This window comes from Myxococcus xanthus, from assembly GCF_013116825.1.
Lineage (GTDB): Bacteria > Myxococcota > Myxococcia > Myxococcales > Myxococcaceae > Myxococcus > Myxococcus xanthus_B.
This window is the reverse complement of sequence record NZ_JABFNS010000043.1, coordinates 1-13,412: the sequence shown is the minus strand read 5'-3', so window position 1 is coordinate 13,412 and position 13,412 is coordinate 1. Positions and strand designations below refer to the sequence as shown.

At 67.2% G+C, this 13,412-nt stretch carries 12 protein-coding genes and 2 pseudogenes; 4 read left to right on the top strand and 10 right to left on the bottom strand.

The window, feature by feature from the left end:
* Nucleotides 1–133 precede the first annotated feature (133 nt).
* Together HNV26_RS14810 and HNV26_RS14805 are read right to left on the bottom strand one after the other, a co-directional pair.
* Entirely contained in the window at nt 134–2,911 is a 2,778-nt protein-coding gene (locus tag HNV26_RS14810; RefSeq protein ID WP_171445122.1) for a TonB family protein, read from the bottom strand.
* Nucleotides 2,912–3,259: 348 nt separating this feature from the next.
* Nucleotides 3,260–3,721 (bottom strand): helix-turn-helix domain-containing protein, encoded by a 462-nt coding sequence (locus HNV26_RS14805; protein ID WP_366816873.1) that lies wholly within the window; start codon nt 3,719–3,721, stop codon nt 3,260–3,262.
* A gap of 545 nt (nt 3,722–4,266) precedes the next feature.
* Here HNV26_RS14805 and HNV26_RS14800 point away from each other — a divergent pair.
* Nucleotides 4,267–4,908, top strand: coding sequence for a DUF2378 family protein (locus tag HNV26_RS14800; protein ID WP_171445120.1), 642 nt, complete (start codon nt 4,267–4,269; stop codon nt 4,906–4,908).
* Nucleotides 4,909–4,995: 87 nt separating this feature from the next.
* Here HNV26_RS14800 and HNV26_RS14795 read toward each other — a convergent pair whose 3' ends face one another.
* Entirely contained in the window at nt 4,996–6,150 is a 1,155-nt protein-coding gene (locus HNV26_RS14795; RefSeq protein ID WP_171445119.1) for a CARDB domain-containing protein, read from the bottom strand.
* Between the two features lie 692 nt (nt 6,151–6,842).
* On the opposite strand from HNV26_RS14795, the gene HNV26_RS14790 reads away from it, so the two are divergent.
* Both HNV26_RS14790 and HNV26_RS39300 read left to right on the top strand, forming a co-directional pair.
* Nucleotides 6,843–7,118 (top strand): hypothetical protein, encoded by a 276-nt coding sequence (locus tag HNV26_RS14790; protein ID WP_171445114.1) that lies wholly within the window; start codon nt 6,843–6,845, stop codon nt 7,116–7,118.
* Nucleotides 7,119–7,132: 14 nt separating this feature from the next.
* A complete protein-coding gene (locus HNV26_RS39300; protein WP_366816875.1) occupies nt 7,133–7,348 on the top strand; it encodes an integrase core domain-containing protein in 216 nt (71 codons plus the stop codon).
* Here the strand turns inward: HNV26_RS39300 and HNV26_RS39535 are convergent, their stop codons facing one another.
* The 6 genes and pseudogenes from HNV26_RS39535 to HNV26_RS14760 all read right to left on the bottom strand — a co-directional run bounded on the left by HNV26_RS39535 (nt 7,349) and on the right by HNV26_RS14760 (nt 12,460).
* The gene (locus tag HNV26_RS39535; protein WP_491630652.1) at nt 7,349–7,609 is read right to left on the bottom strand and encodes a DUF8617 domain-containing protein; all 261 of its coding nucleotides are present in this window, start codon (nt 7,607–7,609) and stop codon (nt 7,349–7,351) included.
* Entirely contained in the window at nt 7,609–7,863 is a 255-nt protein-coding gene (locus tag HNV26_RS39295) for a CdiA C-terminal domain-containing protein (protein WP_366816872.1), read from the bottom strand. The genes HNV26_RS39535 and HNV26_RS39295 overlap by 1 nt, the downstream gene beginning before the upstream one ends.
* A 75-nt stretch (nt 7,864–7,938) precedes the next feature.
* Nucleotides 7,939–8,689 (bottom strand): annotated as a pseudogene (locus HNV26_RS14775) (transposase).
* A gap of 131 nt (nt 8,690–8,820) precedes the next feature.
* Complete coding sequence (locus HNV26_RS14770) at nt 8,821–9,276, bottom strand: SitI3 family protein (RefSeq protein ID WP_171445116.1); 456 nt, start codon at nt 9,274–9,276, stop codon at nt 8,821–8,823.
* A 67-nt stretch (nt 9,277–9,343) separates the two neighbouring features.
* A pseudogene (locus tag HNV26_RS14765) lies at nt 9,344–10,974 on the bottom strand (SitA3 family lipoprotein polymorphic toxin).
* Nucleotides 10,964–12,460 carry a hypothetical protein gene (locus HNV26_RS14760; protein ID WP_436410043.1) on the bottom strand — a complete coding sequence of 499 codons (1,497 nt, stop codon included), beginning with the start codon at nt 12,458–12,460 and terminating at the stop codon, nt 10,964–10,966. The pseudogene HNV26_RS14765 and the gene HNV26_RS14760 overlap by 11 nt, the downstream one beginning before the upstream one ends.
* Before the next feature lie 450 nt (nt 12,461–12,910).
* Here HNV26_RS14760 and HNV26_RS14755 point away from each other — a divergent pair, with 450 nt between their 5' ends.
* Nucleotides 12,911–13,279 carry a response regulator gene (locus HNV26_RS14755; RefSeq protein ID WP_090487127.1) on the top strand — a complete coding sequence of 123 codons (369 nt, stop codon included), beginning with the start codon at nt 12,911–12,913 and terminating at the stop codon, nt 13,277–13,279.
* A 5-nt stretch (nt 13,280–13,284) separates the two neighbouring features.
* On the opposite strand, the gene HNV26_RS14750 is transcribed toward HNV26_RS14755, so the two are convergent.
* Nucleotides 13,285–13,412 (bottom strand): sensor histidine kinase (locus tag HNV26_RS14750; protein WP_171452816.1); only part of this gene is annotated, 128 nt, incomplete at its 5' end.

Here is a 13,412-nt window from a genome sequence, read left to right as displayed (position 1 = left end):
TCTCCGGGCCCCCAGGAGCGGACTGGCCCCCGGAACAACTGGCGGCGCGGAATTACACCGCGTGGCGCGCCATCGTGCCCGGATGAAGGCGAAGGCGCGGCGCCAAGCGTGCGCTATCCATCAGTCCGCGTGCTCAGTAACGCCCCTTCACGCCCAGGATGGGCAGGGCGATGGGGAGCCCCACCGCGTCCTTGCGCAGCGGGAAGCCGTTGCCGCCCTCGTACTCGAAGCCCAACGTCTCCCGACGGAGCGTGACGTTGAGCATGTCCAGATACGCCTCCAGGCTGAAGGTGTCGTAGACCCACGACCTGGACAGCCGCACGTCGAACCGGAGGAAGGCCGGCAGCCGGTCCACGCGGTCCCTGTCCACCTTGACCCAGGCGGGCCTGCCGGAGGCGTCTTCGCCAGGGCGGTGCGTCTGCGTGCCCAGGGTGCCGTACTCAGGGCGCCCGGTATTGAAGTGAAGCACCCCGCCCAGCGTGATGTTGTTGGCGAACTTGTAGCTGAGCACCAGGTTGAGGATGTGCGTCTGGTCGAAGGCGAAGGGCAGGTTCGCCTCCGCCTCGCCCACCCGGTGGCCCTCCGCGTCGTAGCGGTGGAAGCGCGTGCGGCGCGTGCTCCGCTGGAGCGAATACGACAGCCAGCCGAACCAGTTGTCGCCCAGCGGGTGGCGCAGCAGGAACTCCATGCCGTAGGCCATGCCGCTGCCGCGGAAGTCCGGGAAGTCGAAGTCCGAGCGGTCGGGGATGCCGCCGCCGTCCCCCAACTGCATGCCGCGGCGCGAGCCCGCGGGAGGAGTTCCGGTGTCCGGCGTGTCGTCGTCCACCATGCCTTCGTCGGCGAAGGGCGTCAGCTCGAGGGTCCGCAGCATGGGGTTGAGGTAGACGTCCAGCCCCACCTCCAGACCGCGCCACGCCTTCCATTCCGCGCCGACGGAGAGCTGCACGCCTTGCTGGAGCCCCAGCAGCAGGCTCCCCACGTCCACCACGGGCAGGCTGATGAGGGTGGTGGGCGGCTGATGGAAGAGGCCCGCCCCGCCCTTGAGCGTGAGCGCCTCCGACACCTTGTGACGCACGGTGAGACGCGGCTCCAGCGCGCGACGATCAATCCCCGGCGACAGGTGGTAGTTGTCCACGCGCAGGCCGGGCACCACGGCCCACTTCTCATGGGGCTGCCACACCAGCTCCGTCCACGCGCCCATGAAGGTCCCCAGCGCCACGGGCGCCACCTCGACGTCCGCGTCGGAGCCGCCGTCCTGCTGGAGCAGCTCGACGATGGCGCGCTTGTGCTCCACGTCCGCCCCGGCACGCAGCGTGGCGCTGGGGGACAGCGTCGCGGTGTAGCCCAGGCGCGCGGACCAGTGCCCCTGGTCGATATGGATTTCGGTGGCCTCGCCAGGGGGACTGCGGCTGACGATGGCGAAGCGGTCCAGCCCCCACGTCCCGCCCACCTCCAGCTCACCGGGCCCCACGGGGTGCCGGTGCCGCAGGTCCACCCGGTGGAAGATGATGGATTGCATCGCGGTGTCGCCCCAGGCGTCCTGGGCCTCCGAGCCGAAGGTGTCCGAGGAGCCAAAGGCAAACAGGCGCAGCGTGCCCTCGCCCAGTCGCTGCTCCACCCGGCCCTGATAATCCCAGAAGTCGAGCACCACCTTGGGGTTCTCCCGCCCGGGAGGGGGCGGCGACTGGAGCTGGTTCGCCGCCAGGGCGATGAGCCAGGGCGTATAGGAATAGCGGCCGGCCAGGCTGACGTTGGTGCCGGTGTCCTTGAACGGCGTCTCGATGAAGAAGCCCGCGTTGATGAGGTCCGCGTAGGCGCTGCCGTGGACGCCGTCATCCCGCGGGCGGCTGAGACGCCCGTCGATGGCGCCGCCCATCAACCGCCCATACCGGGGCGGCGGCGAGCCTGGATAGAAGTCGATGGCGTCGATGAAGTCCGGGTGGATGACGGCCGGGCCCAGGAACAGGTGGAAGAGGATGGGGACGCGGATGCCATCCAGGAAGTAGCCCGTGGCCGCGGGCTGGCTGCCGCGCACCACCGGGTAGGCCACGCCGGACACCATGCTGCCCACGCCGGGCAGCAGCATGACGACGCGGAAGGGGTCCCCCATGGTGCCAGGAACCTCGCGCAGCTCCGCGTCATGCAGGGTGACGCGGCTCACCTCCGTGCGCTCGCGGTCTCCCCGCACCACCGTCTCGTACGGGTTGATGATGAGCGGCTCCAGCCCGTACACCACCTCCAGCGCCTCGTTCGCCTTCAGGCCCTCGCGGAAGACGCCGGGCTTGTGGCCGGGGGCGGTGATGCGCACCGCATGCACGCCCGCGGGCCAGCGCGCCTCGAAGCGTCCGTCCACGTCCGCCTGCACCGGCGCGTCCGGATGCGCGTCCGACACCAGCGTGGCCCCTACCAGCGGCCGGCGGTTGCCCTTGGCGCGCACCAGGCCCTTCAGGGTGATGGGCGCCGCGGGCGTGGCCCCCTCGGACATGGCCGGCTCGGGCGCCTCGAAGCGGTACTCGAAGAAGAGGCGCACGGCCACCGGCAGGCCGTCCAGGGTGGCGGGGGCGAAGCGCAGCGACGGCGCCGCGTGCAGCGCCGCCCGGTCCAACAAGGGATGCAGCCCTTCCACCAGCGTGGCGGACTCCACCTGGCCCGCGTCGTCGATGAGCAGCTCCAGCTTCACCCCCCCCGCGACGCCGTCGGACGCCAGCCCCGGCGGATAGGGAGCGGGCGAGTCCTGCACCATCACGGGCGGAGTGAACGCGGGCTCGGGAACGCCCGCGTCCTCCGACAAGGGCGCATCCGTCTCCACGGCCCAGCCCGCGTCGGTGCGTTGCAGCTCCCGCTCGGCCCGGGCCGCGCCCCCGTCCTCCGTCGTCCCCGCGTCCTGTGCGTGCGCCCGAGTCCCAAGCATGAACAGGGCCACCACGGCGGCCGCCGTTCGCGTTGCTCGCCTGACTGTCCACCACCCAAGTCCGCGGGTCATTCCCTCACCAGGCAGGGCGCGGCGCACCCTGTCCCCCATGAGGCCAGGGAGACGTCGGAGTGACAAGCGCCTCGGGGTGGACCCGCGCGGGCCGCGTCAGCCCTGGGCGCGGCGCATTGCCAGCCCTGCTCTCGGCCCAATGGCAAGCGCAGCCTTGGGTTCCCCAACGTGCCCGGAGTCCCGGCCTCGGCTGGACGCACGCACACCGGCACCGCCATCCACGCGTGGGAAGCGCCCCTCCGGACGGTCAATGCCTCACCGTCCGGAGCCCGGCCCTCACCGCTCAGGCAGGATGGCGGCCGCGACCTGGTTCATCAGGTTGAGCTGGCTGCGCGACATGCGCCGCAGCGTTCGGAGCACCTTCCGCATCTCCGGCGACTGGTCCCTGTGCCCGGAGTCTCCTTCCCAGAGCGCGGCGCCGACGCTGGCCGCCGTGGCGAGCCCCAGCCCGACGTCCGCCGACAACCGCAGTGCCAGGCACAGCCGGAACAGGGTCGGCACGCTGGGCATCATCTTCCCCCGCTCCATGCGCCCATAGACTTCCGCGGCGATACCCACACGCTCCGCGACATCCGCCTGGGTAAGCCCCGCGAGCAGCCGCGCGCCTCGCGCCGCCTCGCCAACGCTCTCCGCCAGGCGGCTCTCCAGCTGCTCGCGCGACTTCCGGGCGCGCTCCGCCGGGCTTCGGGGCTGGGGCCGCTTGCGGGGAGGAGCAGGACCTTCAAGGTGGGTCTTCACTGCGTCAACCTTGTGAGTACGGGCCAAGCTCACGCCCTGCCCGGGAACAGGTCGCGCTCGGTCACGAGTTTTCCTGCGACTTATAACCCAGCACGTCCTTAGGCGAAATACCGATATGGAGGGTAGTCTCCCGCCTCGCACCCTCAGCGAAAAGTGTCGTACCCGGCACCACACATTCTCTCGCCGGTACGCCGCCATGCACCGGACAGACGTCCAGGCGCCAGCCCGCGTGGCCCGTCCGGCACCGGGTCCATCCGGCCCTACTCGCCATGTCTGTCATTGAGGGGGCGGCCAATCCCTCCACCGAAATTCAATGACCAGGGTTGCCTCGCGAAACCACTCCATGCAATGTGCATCATTACGGCAACACTTCCGCGACCTGTCTGTGCAGCCTCCTGGACCGGAGGCCCGCGGCCGGACGCGTGAGTTTGGGCATGGGCGGCCAGGACATTCGCCGCGCATGTGGGGGCCGGCATCCACCCTGGAGCACAGCACGTCTGGCTTCGGCCTGACGGCGCCCCCCTTTCTTCTGGAGTCCCCCCGCAATGGAATTGAGATTGACCTCGCGCCTGGCGCGAGACCCCGCGCCGCCTCAGCCCCTGGAGCCGGATGCCTTGCGCGAGCTGCGTCAGCGCTGCGCGCTCGCCACCCCCGAGGACACCGCGCGCGGCATGTTCTTCCGGGGGGTCCTGGAGACGGTGCGGCGCGTGGGCGGCTCCGCCCTGGAGCAGCGCTGCCGCCAGTCCCTGCCGGAGAAGCGCTACATCGACTTCTTCAGCTACCCCATCACCCAATTCCTGCCGCTGGCCTTCCAGGCCGCCGACCTGCTCTCCGAACATTGCGGGGGCCTGGCCGCCGCTCATCGCGTCATGGGCCAGAAGGCCGCGCATGACTTCCTGGAGTCCGTCGCGGGCCGCACCCTGCTGATGCTCGCCTATGACGAGCCCCGGCTGCTGCTGGGACAGCTCCCCACCGGGTTCCTGGCGGCGGTGAGCTACGGCGAGCGGACCATGGTGTGGACAGGCCCACGCAGCGGCCGCTTCGTCATGAAGCGGGACTTCATGCCCACGGCGTACCATGAGGGTGTCCTGCACGCCGTCCTGGAAGCCGTGGGCGCGCGCGACATCGGGGTGCAGGGGCGTGAGCTGGGCCTGCTCGACACGGAGTACGCGCTGTCCTGGCGCTGAAGCGCAACAACGCCGGCGGCCCCGTGCTCCGGGCCCCCGGCGGAGGAAAGGCCCCGCCCCACTTCAAGGGGCGAGGCGGCGCTTCGACTACAGCAGCGAGCAGAGCAGCCCGGGGAAGCGCGAACCGGAGGGGCAGTCGTCGCCCTGGCAGTACACGACGCCCGAATCGATGGCGGGGCTGGCCAGCAGCGCGGGAACCTTCACGTTGCAGGTGCCGATGGCGCTGTTGCCGGACACGTCCTTCACGGAGTACGTGAAGTTGTAGACCCGGCCGTTGCCCAACAGGGCCGCCTCGGCGCGAACCATCGCGGACTTGCGGTCCGGGGTCAGCTTGATGTCGTCACACGCCAGCAGCCGGAGCAGGGACAGGGCGTCGTTGGACTCGTCGGAGGTCACGCGGATGATGCTGGCCGACGCCTCCAGGCCGAGCTCGCCGCCGCAGTTGTCGACGGCCGGCATCGCGCAGTCAGACAGGGGCACCAGCACGTAGTCAGACCCCAGGACCGGCTGGATGACCAGGCCGCGGTTGGCGCCCGGCGTGGGGGCGCTGACGTCCACCACGGTCACGTTCGCCGAGCACGTGCTGGTGGCCGCGCCGTCGGAGACCAGGAGCTGCGCGCTCGTGGTGCCCAGCCCGTAGGGGCCCGCGGGCGACTGCGCCACGGAGAACGGCCCCGGGAAGCCGTCTGGATCGAACGAGCCGTTGTCGATGCTGGCGCTGCCCTGACAGGCCGCGTCCGCGGGGACGGTGACGCTCTGGCAGCTGGCCACCGGCTGCTGGTTGGTGGCACAGGGAATCTCGAAATCGATGGAGGCGAAGTTGTTGTCCTCGTCGTCCTCCGGATAGGTGCCGTCCTCGTCCGCGACGACCACCACCTTCGTGGTGCCCTCCGGCACCGTGTACGACAGCGAGAAGGGGAAGCTCTCCCCTCCCACCAGCCAGGGGACGCTGATGGTGCCCAGCCGCACGCCGCCAGCCCCCGGCGTCCCCGCGTACACCGCCGCGGTGGAGTTCCCGATGCCCGTGGGCCGCTCGTTCTTGATGGCCGCGGAGAGCGTCAGCGCCGTCGCCGCGCACGAGGCGGACAGGTCCACAACGCTCAGGTCCAGCCCCGTCTCCTTCGCCTCCTGACGCAGGACCTCCATGTCGATGTCTGCCGGGCTCTGCTCGGGGAGCGCCCCCTCACAGCCCGTCAGAAGAAACAACGCCGTCAACGTCGAGACGCCATGATTCCGTGTCATGTCTGGTTCCTGGCATGCCGGGAGCACGCCTGCTCTGCAGGGGGAAATGCCTCTCAACGAGGCAGCGCTTTTATGTCGATTCGTTTCCCCGGATACCACGGACTCCCAGTGCACGTGGAGACAATTATTTCCACCAGCCTGTATGAAGTCCGCGCCCCCACCGGGGTAATGGACGACACCTCACCTTGACTCTTGATAATCCAGACATGGGGCGATTCATGCCTGACACCCCTGGGTGTCATTATCGACGATGAATACACACCCCTCAAGAGTCCCCGTCCAGAGGTCTGCGGTTGGCGGAGGGGGCAAGTCGCGACTGAATGCCAACAGCACCAACAGCAGCAAGCCGTGTCATGGGCCGGGGTCGTGGATCCGCAGCGGGGTCACCGCAGTTGTTCGTAGTGGGTCGGCCAAGCGGATCGCGGTCAGAGTTGAAAGAAACGAGGTCCGTTGTCGGGTGAGTTCTTACCCGGCAGCCTCACGCGAGCATCCTCGCGCGTCCATGAGCACCGCCGGAGCGGCGCGGGCAGGGACAGCGCGCGGATGAGTTACCGGAGAGCCGACATGGACGGGCTGAGAGAGCTGGTGCGGCAGCACCGCATGGGGACGGGTGCGCGCGAAGTGGCGCGACTGTTCGGGATGGGGCCGAACACGGAGAGGTCGTCCCGTCGGGGAGTTTCGGCCCCAGGCTGGTGGCGTCGACGACCTACCTGACGGGGGCCATGCGCCTGTCGAAGCGACTGGTGAAGTCCTTCTTTGCGGACGTGCTGCGGGGGCCGGTGGGGTTGGGGCAAGTGCCGCGCCTGGACGCCCAGGTGACCTCGGCGCCGCAGGCGCCCCGGTACATGTGCGCGCAGCAGGTGGCGCACGGAGGTTGGTGGACCACACGGTGGCGTTGTTCTCCCTGCACCAGCGGGCGCGCGATGGCACGCTGCGCTGGAGCACCTTCCAGCCTCAGCCTGTCGTGAATGGCCCGCAGCCCATGACACTCGAGGCGTGGGGGCGCCACTACAACACCCGTCGCCCCCACCAGGCGCTCGACTGGAAGACGCCCGCCGAGGTGCGCGCGGAGAAGCTCGCCAGCCCCCCCTGCGCGAGGTCACATAGCAGCACCTCACCGACACGCCGCTCTCACCCGCCTATTTCCGTCGGCGCGCGTGTCTTGACTGCGAGAGGGACACTCCCCAGACGCTTGTGACTATGCCTGCGCCACCTTCCTCTCAGAGTGCTGAGCTGGAAGATACTCTTCCGGTGGAGCCGAAAACCCATTCCAAAACACCCATAGCCGTCGACACTTTGGGCACTTCAGAAAGCTACTCATGGCGGCGTAAACAGACTCGGAGTCAACTTGGCCTGAAAATCGATCAAAGTCCACATCCGACACAAACAGCCATTCATCGGGACAAGGAATCTGGCCGTACGAAATCTGCTGTCCACACCTGCAGCTCAAGCTAGGCACTAATTTCCTCCCAAAATTATCACATCCCGAATGTTATTTGCCCCGACGCCTCGCACTCGCTCTAGCACATTGCCGAGTTGAGCTCTCGTCACCGAAGTCTGGCTCAAATCGAGCACGATGCCCTCCGCCTGGGAGTTTTTCTTGGCAATTGCCGAGATGATGCGGTTCGCGTTTGTGGTTGTAGGCGTATACACATCATAGCGGACACCGTCGACCAAGAGGTCCGAAGTGCCTCCGGCCGTCCGTGTTCCCACAGGTGGCCGGTCAAGTCCCGAATCGTGTGTAGTTGGTTCGGAGGGGGTTCGGGGGAGGAAGGCTCCTTGACGGTATCATTCAGCGGTGTCTGAGTTTGACTTCAGGAGGTCCATGTCGAGATAGCGGCGGTCGTCCCAGATGCCTGTGACTTCGAGGGCGACAGCGGTGATGAGGCGCAGCGCGCTGGCGCGGTCCGGGAAGGCGCCGACGGAGCGGATGCGGCGTTTCACCTCGCCGTGGAGACGCTCCAGGCCGTTGGTGCTGCGCAGGCGCTTCCAGTGGGCCTTGGGAAAGGCGAAGAAGCAGGTGGCGGCGGCGAAGCCCTCGCGCAGGCACTCCATGGCCTCGGACACTTGGCGGCCCAGGCCCTCCTGGAGTGCCGCCAGTCGCTTCCTGGCGTCCTGGAGGGTGGGTGCCTCGAAGGATGGCCGACGTCTCCTTGCCCAGCCGTCCTCGCAGCCTCCAGGGGGCCTTGGCGAGCACGTTGCGGGTCAGATGCACCGTGCAGCGCGGCAGCTTCGCCTCGGGGAGTTCCCCACTGCGACGCTTGTAGCGGCCCAGCACGTCCCCCGCGCTACCACTGTGCCTCGTGCGTGGCACCGCCACGTCCACGGCCCCCGCCGTCGTCACCAGCGTGCGCAGGTAGCTGCCATTGCGTACGTCCACCCGGCCCACTATCCGCTGCCACCGGCCAGCCCCCACCAACTCCCTCACCTCTTCCTCCAGCAGCGCCTCCAGCGTCATCCGGATGGCTCCGCGGAACAGCGCACGCAGGTCGGCCTGCCCCTCTTCGTGCGCCGGGGCTTCAAACTCGCTAACGTCCACGTCGGGGAACTCCTCGGCTCCTCTGCTAGGAGGAGACCGGCTCGGTTGGTTTCACCGAGGAGCTTCCCTCTTTCCCGCTCGTCCCTCCTCGCCATCTACACACTTATAGGGACACGACCCGGGATTGCGTATCAGAGCAATGGCGAATTTAGGGGCTGGATTTTGTAGGGAACAGTGATCTCATTCGCCAAATGGAGGCCGTCTGTCCAGTTTCCACGGTCGGCGTTGAGCGTTAGAACGCCCCCGATGCGCTGCAAAACGATGTGCTCTCCATTGAAAAGGAGGACACCATCGCGGCCATGCTCGAGCAGGAGCAATGATGCGCGCAACATAGTTCGGCATCCGGCGGCATACTCAGGGCTATTGGGATTGAGTCTGAAGCCGACCAGCATGGTGGGCTTGAAGTGGAAATCCTCCTCAAACAGGGACCGACTCTCCTCATCGAGACCCATGGCCCAAATCCATAGGGCGGGTCCAATCAAATGAGATTCATCGCCCCATGAAAGACCAAATTGGTCGGCAAGGAGGCGAAGAGCCTGCATTGGCGCCATGTCGGCTTCAAACTTAAGCCCATTCTCAAGACCCATGACATACTCCTGTCGGACAAGCCTATCTGTCATCAGCAACAGCCCTGTTGAACCCCGAGCACCTGCTTCAAGGGTAAATCAAGGAGACCTTCCCATCTTTGATGCCCAATACTTCCTTCAGCCCCTGAATGGGATATTTAAGAAACTGTTCCCGAACCTCGGCGACTGACACAGGAGTGTCTTCCAAGTTCATGACAATTCGATCCGCCTGCCCTGACTCCACTTTGGACTCCCTGACGTAGTCCCACATTTTCTCACTCTCCTCCCATTTGGAGCATAGCAGTCCGCATACTCTCCATTGATTTCATAGTCAGGCTCCTTGCCATTGGGCTTTGGAGCCGGGTTCTGCTCAACGTGATATCCATTATCTGCGAGAATCTCGGCCGACTCATTCTCTCGCTGAATGGATTTACTGTTGGCTGGATCCTTGTCATGCGGCCCTGGGGTGGTTTTTCGTCCCGTAAGGCTCCCCTTGAGCTTGGGTCCACCGCCACTTCCTGCCGCCTGACTGAGGACAACGATGGTTCCAACTCCTGCCCCCACTACTGTGGCCATCTTCCCAACCGGCATGGCGACACGCTGAATCGCCAGAGCGCCCTGGGCGGAGAGCGAGAGCACGGGCACCATGGCTTCGGCGCCACCCATGGCGCTTGTCAGAGTCCGCGTGACATCGTTGGTGGAGCCCCCGGCAATCAACAGGGAGGTACTCAGCCTGGCGACCGCCTTCATCTGCTCGCCGGCCGTCATGTACCGGAAGCGCGCCCAGTAGTCGGGGGAAGACGCAATGAGGGCGGCCACGCCCGCGGGCAGATGTCGCAACGCGAGGATGCTGTCCGTCGGACACGTGAAGAAGTGACCCAGGGCGTGGTACAGCTCGACAAAGGCGTCCTCCGCACCGTCTAACGTACGACTGACGACGTCCGCGTCGTCATATACCTCTGCATACGCCCCTTCGTTCAGCTCCCGGAATTGGGCGTCGAGGAGGCGGAATACGCCGCCTTGGCTGCCGTAGAAACGACCCAACTCGAAGCCGTGCGCGCGGAAGGCCCCGTCCTTCCACTCCACCTCGGCCACCCTCTGCTGGGTGCGCCCATTGCGCACCCACGCCAGATAGCCGTCCGGTCGAAGTACGGCTACGCCCTGGAAGCGCGCTACCCGGCGCAGCAGTTCGGCCCGGGACACCTCTCTGCCCTCCAGCACCTCGCGTAACAGGTGGCCCACGGCCATTCGAGGCGGGAAGTTCCCTAGCGTCACCGGAGTCTCCACCAGCAATGCCAGCAGGCGAGCCGCTTCTTCTGGGGTGAAGGGGTTGACGCGCGGAGGGAGTACGTCGGTGTCGCCGAGGCCCGCCAGCACCAACAGCTTCTCGAAGGCGTCCACCTCCAGCATTCCTGTTTCCACCGCGAGCACGGCCATATCGGCTGGAGAAGCCGCGATGACGGCTGTACCCATGGAGGCGCGCCCAGGGCGGCGACGACGAAGCCGCGCTTCCTCGCCCTCATCCGTCGAAGCGGCGGCGGACGAGGCCACCAGGTACGTATTGCCCGCACTGCGGCTCAACGTTCCGGCGTGTGACACGCGCGCCCCCTGGCCCAGCGCCACTCCATGGCCGGACAGAGGCGTCAGCGTGGCACACCCAGACGCCAGCAGCATGGTGCCCAACATGGCCGCCCACTTCCCCAGAGACTCAGCGGCCATTGTCCACCCCCATGCCGAGCGACGCGAATGCCCCCGGACGCAACGGGCCTTCCGCCGTGGGGTACAGCAATGTACCGCCCTGCCCGAGCGCATAGAGCCGTCCCCCCAAAAAGCGCCAGCGCACCTCTCCAGAAGCCAGGTAGCGGGCCCCCGGCTGACGCATGCCCACGGCCAGTCCCTTCACCGCCACCTCCAGGTTGCGGTGCAGCAGTTGCACCGCCAGCCGTCCGTCCACGTCCACGCGGCCCCAGCTGAAGGCCTCGGCGCCCATGGAGAGGTGCAGGTGGCGCTGCAATACCTCGCCCAGCAACACCGCGTCCCATGCCACCATGGCTTCCGCATACACGGAGTACCCTTCCGGGAAGGACGCGTGGGCCAACGGCAGGCCCGAGGTGCCCGCCGCCTGCAACCGCGCCAACTCGTAGTCCGCGCCAAAATAACCCTGCCGAAAGCCTCCATGCTGCCGGCGTGCTTCCAGCCGCAGCCTCAAGTCCAGTGTCGGTGTCACCGAGTCTGCGCCGACGCCAGCCACGGCACCCCAGGCGCCTCCTGCACCGGGGCGGCCGCCCCATCCGGCAAACACGTGCATTTCCAGGGCGCGCCGCCCCTCGCGCTGCACCAGCAGCACCGCCGTCGCGTCCAGGTGCGCCAGCGTCACCTCGGCCGACTTCACCTCCCCACGTCCCCAGTCGTGAATGGCGGAGAGCGAGAGGGTGTAGCGCCCCGGCTGCTTCGGCCGGCCGAAGAGGACGTGCTGCACGTCCAACTCGAGTTCCCCACCCATGAGACGGGCTCCCAGCACGTCAGAGGAGAATGCCTCCATGTACAGAGGCCCCAGCGTGCCGGTGAGAAGGGCACCCGCAGGGTGGTAGTCCGGGTTCGTGCGGTTGGAGTAGCGCTGCACCAGGTGCCCGGAGACCAGGTGAAAACCCTCCATTGCCCCCACCCACAGCGCGACGGGGGATGTGTCCGCGCCCAGCTTGAGGGCGCGCACCAACTGGCCCCAGTCCGACAGGCTGTCCCAGTCCTCCTTTCGAACCAAGCCCGCCCCTTCTCCCCCTCCCCACATGCGCAGCCGCACCGGCGCACCCGCGTTGAGGCCAAACTTCTCTCCGCCGTCGATCACCAGCGTCGGCTCCAGTTGAATGAAGCCCTCGTCCTCGCCAACACCTCGCCTGGGCAGTAGCGTCAGCGTGGTGGCCTCCAAGCGCAGCAGGTAGCCCCACCTCGCAGCCGAAGGGGGCAGGACGGGCAACTCGTCAGGGGCAGGGGCCCGGTCTGGCGGCGTCGGCGCGACCTCAGATGGCGCACCTCGCTCAAGAGGCCTGCTCTCGTCAGGAGGCGGAGGCAGAGTGCCATCCTGCGCTTCGGCGGGCATGGCCACGTCCTCGCCGGCCTGAGGCTCCGCGAATTCCTTCGCCCACCCCATCCCGGGCAATAACAAGGGCAGCATCAGCGTCGCGGCCCCAAATCGACTCAGAGACATGTGCACCTCCCATGAAACTCCTCGTGCAGGAGGAAGGACGCAGTTTCCCCGACAGGTCCGACAGGGCGCCGGGCCACGGGCAGATGCATTGCATTGATGTCATCACCGCCCCCCTGACCGCGCTTGGTCATGGGCAGACGTGTCACGCCAGTACCCGTTCAGAGGTCCGAGGCTGTCAAAGCCCAACTGCATGGCCAGCCTCCCCCTCCCTACTGCCCATTCATGTCTCGGCTTCCGCCGTCCAGTCCGCCCTGCACGCTGAACGGCCCCCCCCAAGACAGGCGCCGTGCATCCACGGCCCCATGAGTCACCCCGGACACATCCGCGAATAACCAGACATCACTGCCAACCCCCGCATCGTGTCGCGGTGGACATCCGAGACGTCCACGGGCGGACGCATCGCCCTGGGGCCCTGGCGGACATTGGACTTCAGTACAAGGCTACGGCCTCATGTCCACGCCCAACCTCGTCCTCCTCGTGGAAGACCACGCCGACAGCCGGGAGCTGTTGGAGGAGTTCCTCACCCTGGAGGGCTTCACCGTGGAGACGGCGGGCAACGGACTGTCCGCCTGGGAGCGCCTGAGCCGCCCGCCCCTGCCGGCTGCCGTCCTCCTGGACCTGATGATGCCGGTGATGAGTGGCTGGGAGCTGATGCGCCACGTGCGCGAGGACGCGCGGCTGAGCACCCTGCCGGTGGTGGTGGTCTCCGGGGCGGGAAGCTCCCAACCCCTGCCGGAGGGCATCCGGGCCACGGTGCCCAAGCCCGTGGATTTATTCGAGTTGCGCGCCACCCTGGAGCGGGTGGTGAGCCCCAGCTGAGCGCGTCATTCCATCGGCATGCGGGGCAGCGTCACCCGGACGGTGGTGCCCTCCTGGGCGGTGGAGCTCACCTCGATACGTCCGCCGTGGCCCTTCACCACCTGCTCGACGATGTAGAGCCCCAGCCCCAACC

Excerpts from the sequence above, each read along its gene's own strand:
- HNV26_RS39300 (WP_366816875.1), top strand. The coding sequence starts at position 7,133 with ATGACACTCGAGGCGTGGGGGCGCCACTACAACACCCGTCGCCCCCAC.
- HNV26_RS14800 (WP_171445120.1), top strand. The coding sequence starts at position 4,267 with ATGGAATTGAGATTGACCTCGCGCCTGGCGCGAGACCCCGCGCCGCCT.
- HNV26_RS14755 (WP_090487127.1), top strand. The coding sequence starts at position 12,911 with ATGTCCACGCCCAACCTCGTCCTCCTCGTGGAAGACCACGCCGACAGC.
- HNV26_RS14795 (WP_171445119.1), bottom strand. The coding sequence starts at position 6,150 with ATGACACGGAATCATGGCGTCTCGACGTTGACGGCGTTGTTTCTTCTG.
- HNV26_RS14810 (WP_171445122.1), bottom strand. The coding sequence starts at position 2,911 with ATGCTTGGGACTCGGGCGCACGCACAGGACGCGGGGACGACGGAGGAC.
- HNV26_RS14770 (WP_171445116.1), bottom strand. The coding sequence starts at position 9,276 with ATGGGTCTTGAGAATGGGCTTAAGTTTGAAGCCGACATGGCGCCAATG.
- HNV26_RS14760 (WP_436410043.1), bottom strand. The coding sequence starts at position 12,460 with ATGTCTCTGAGTCGATTTGGGGCCGCGACGCTGATGCTGCCCTTGTTA.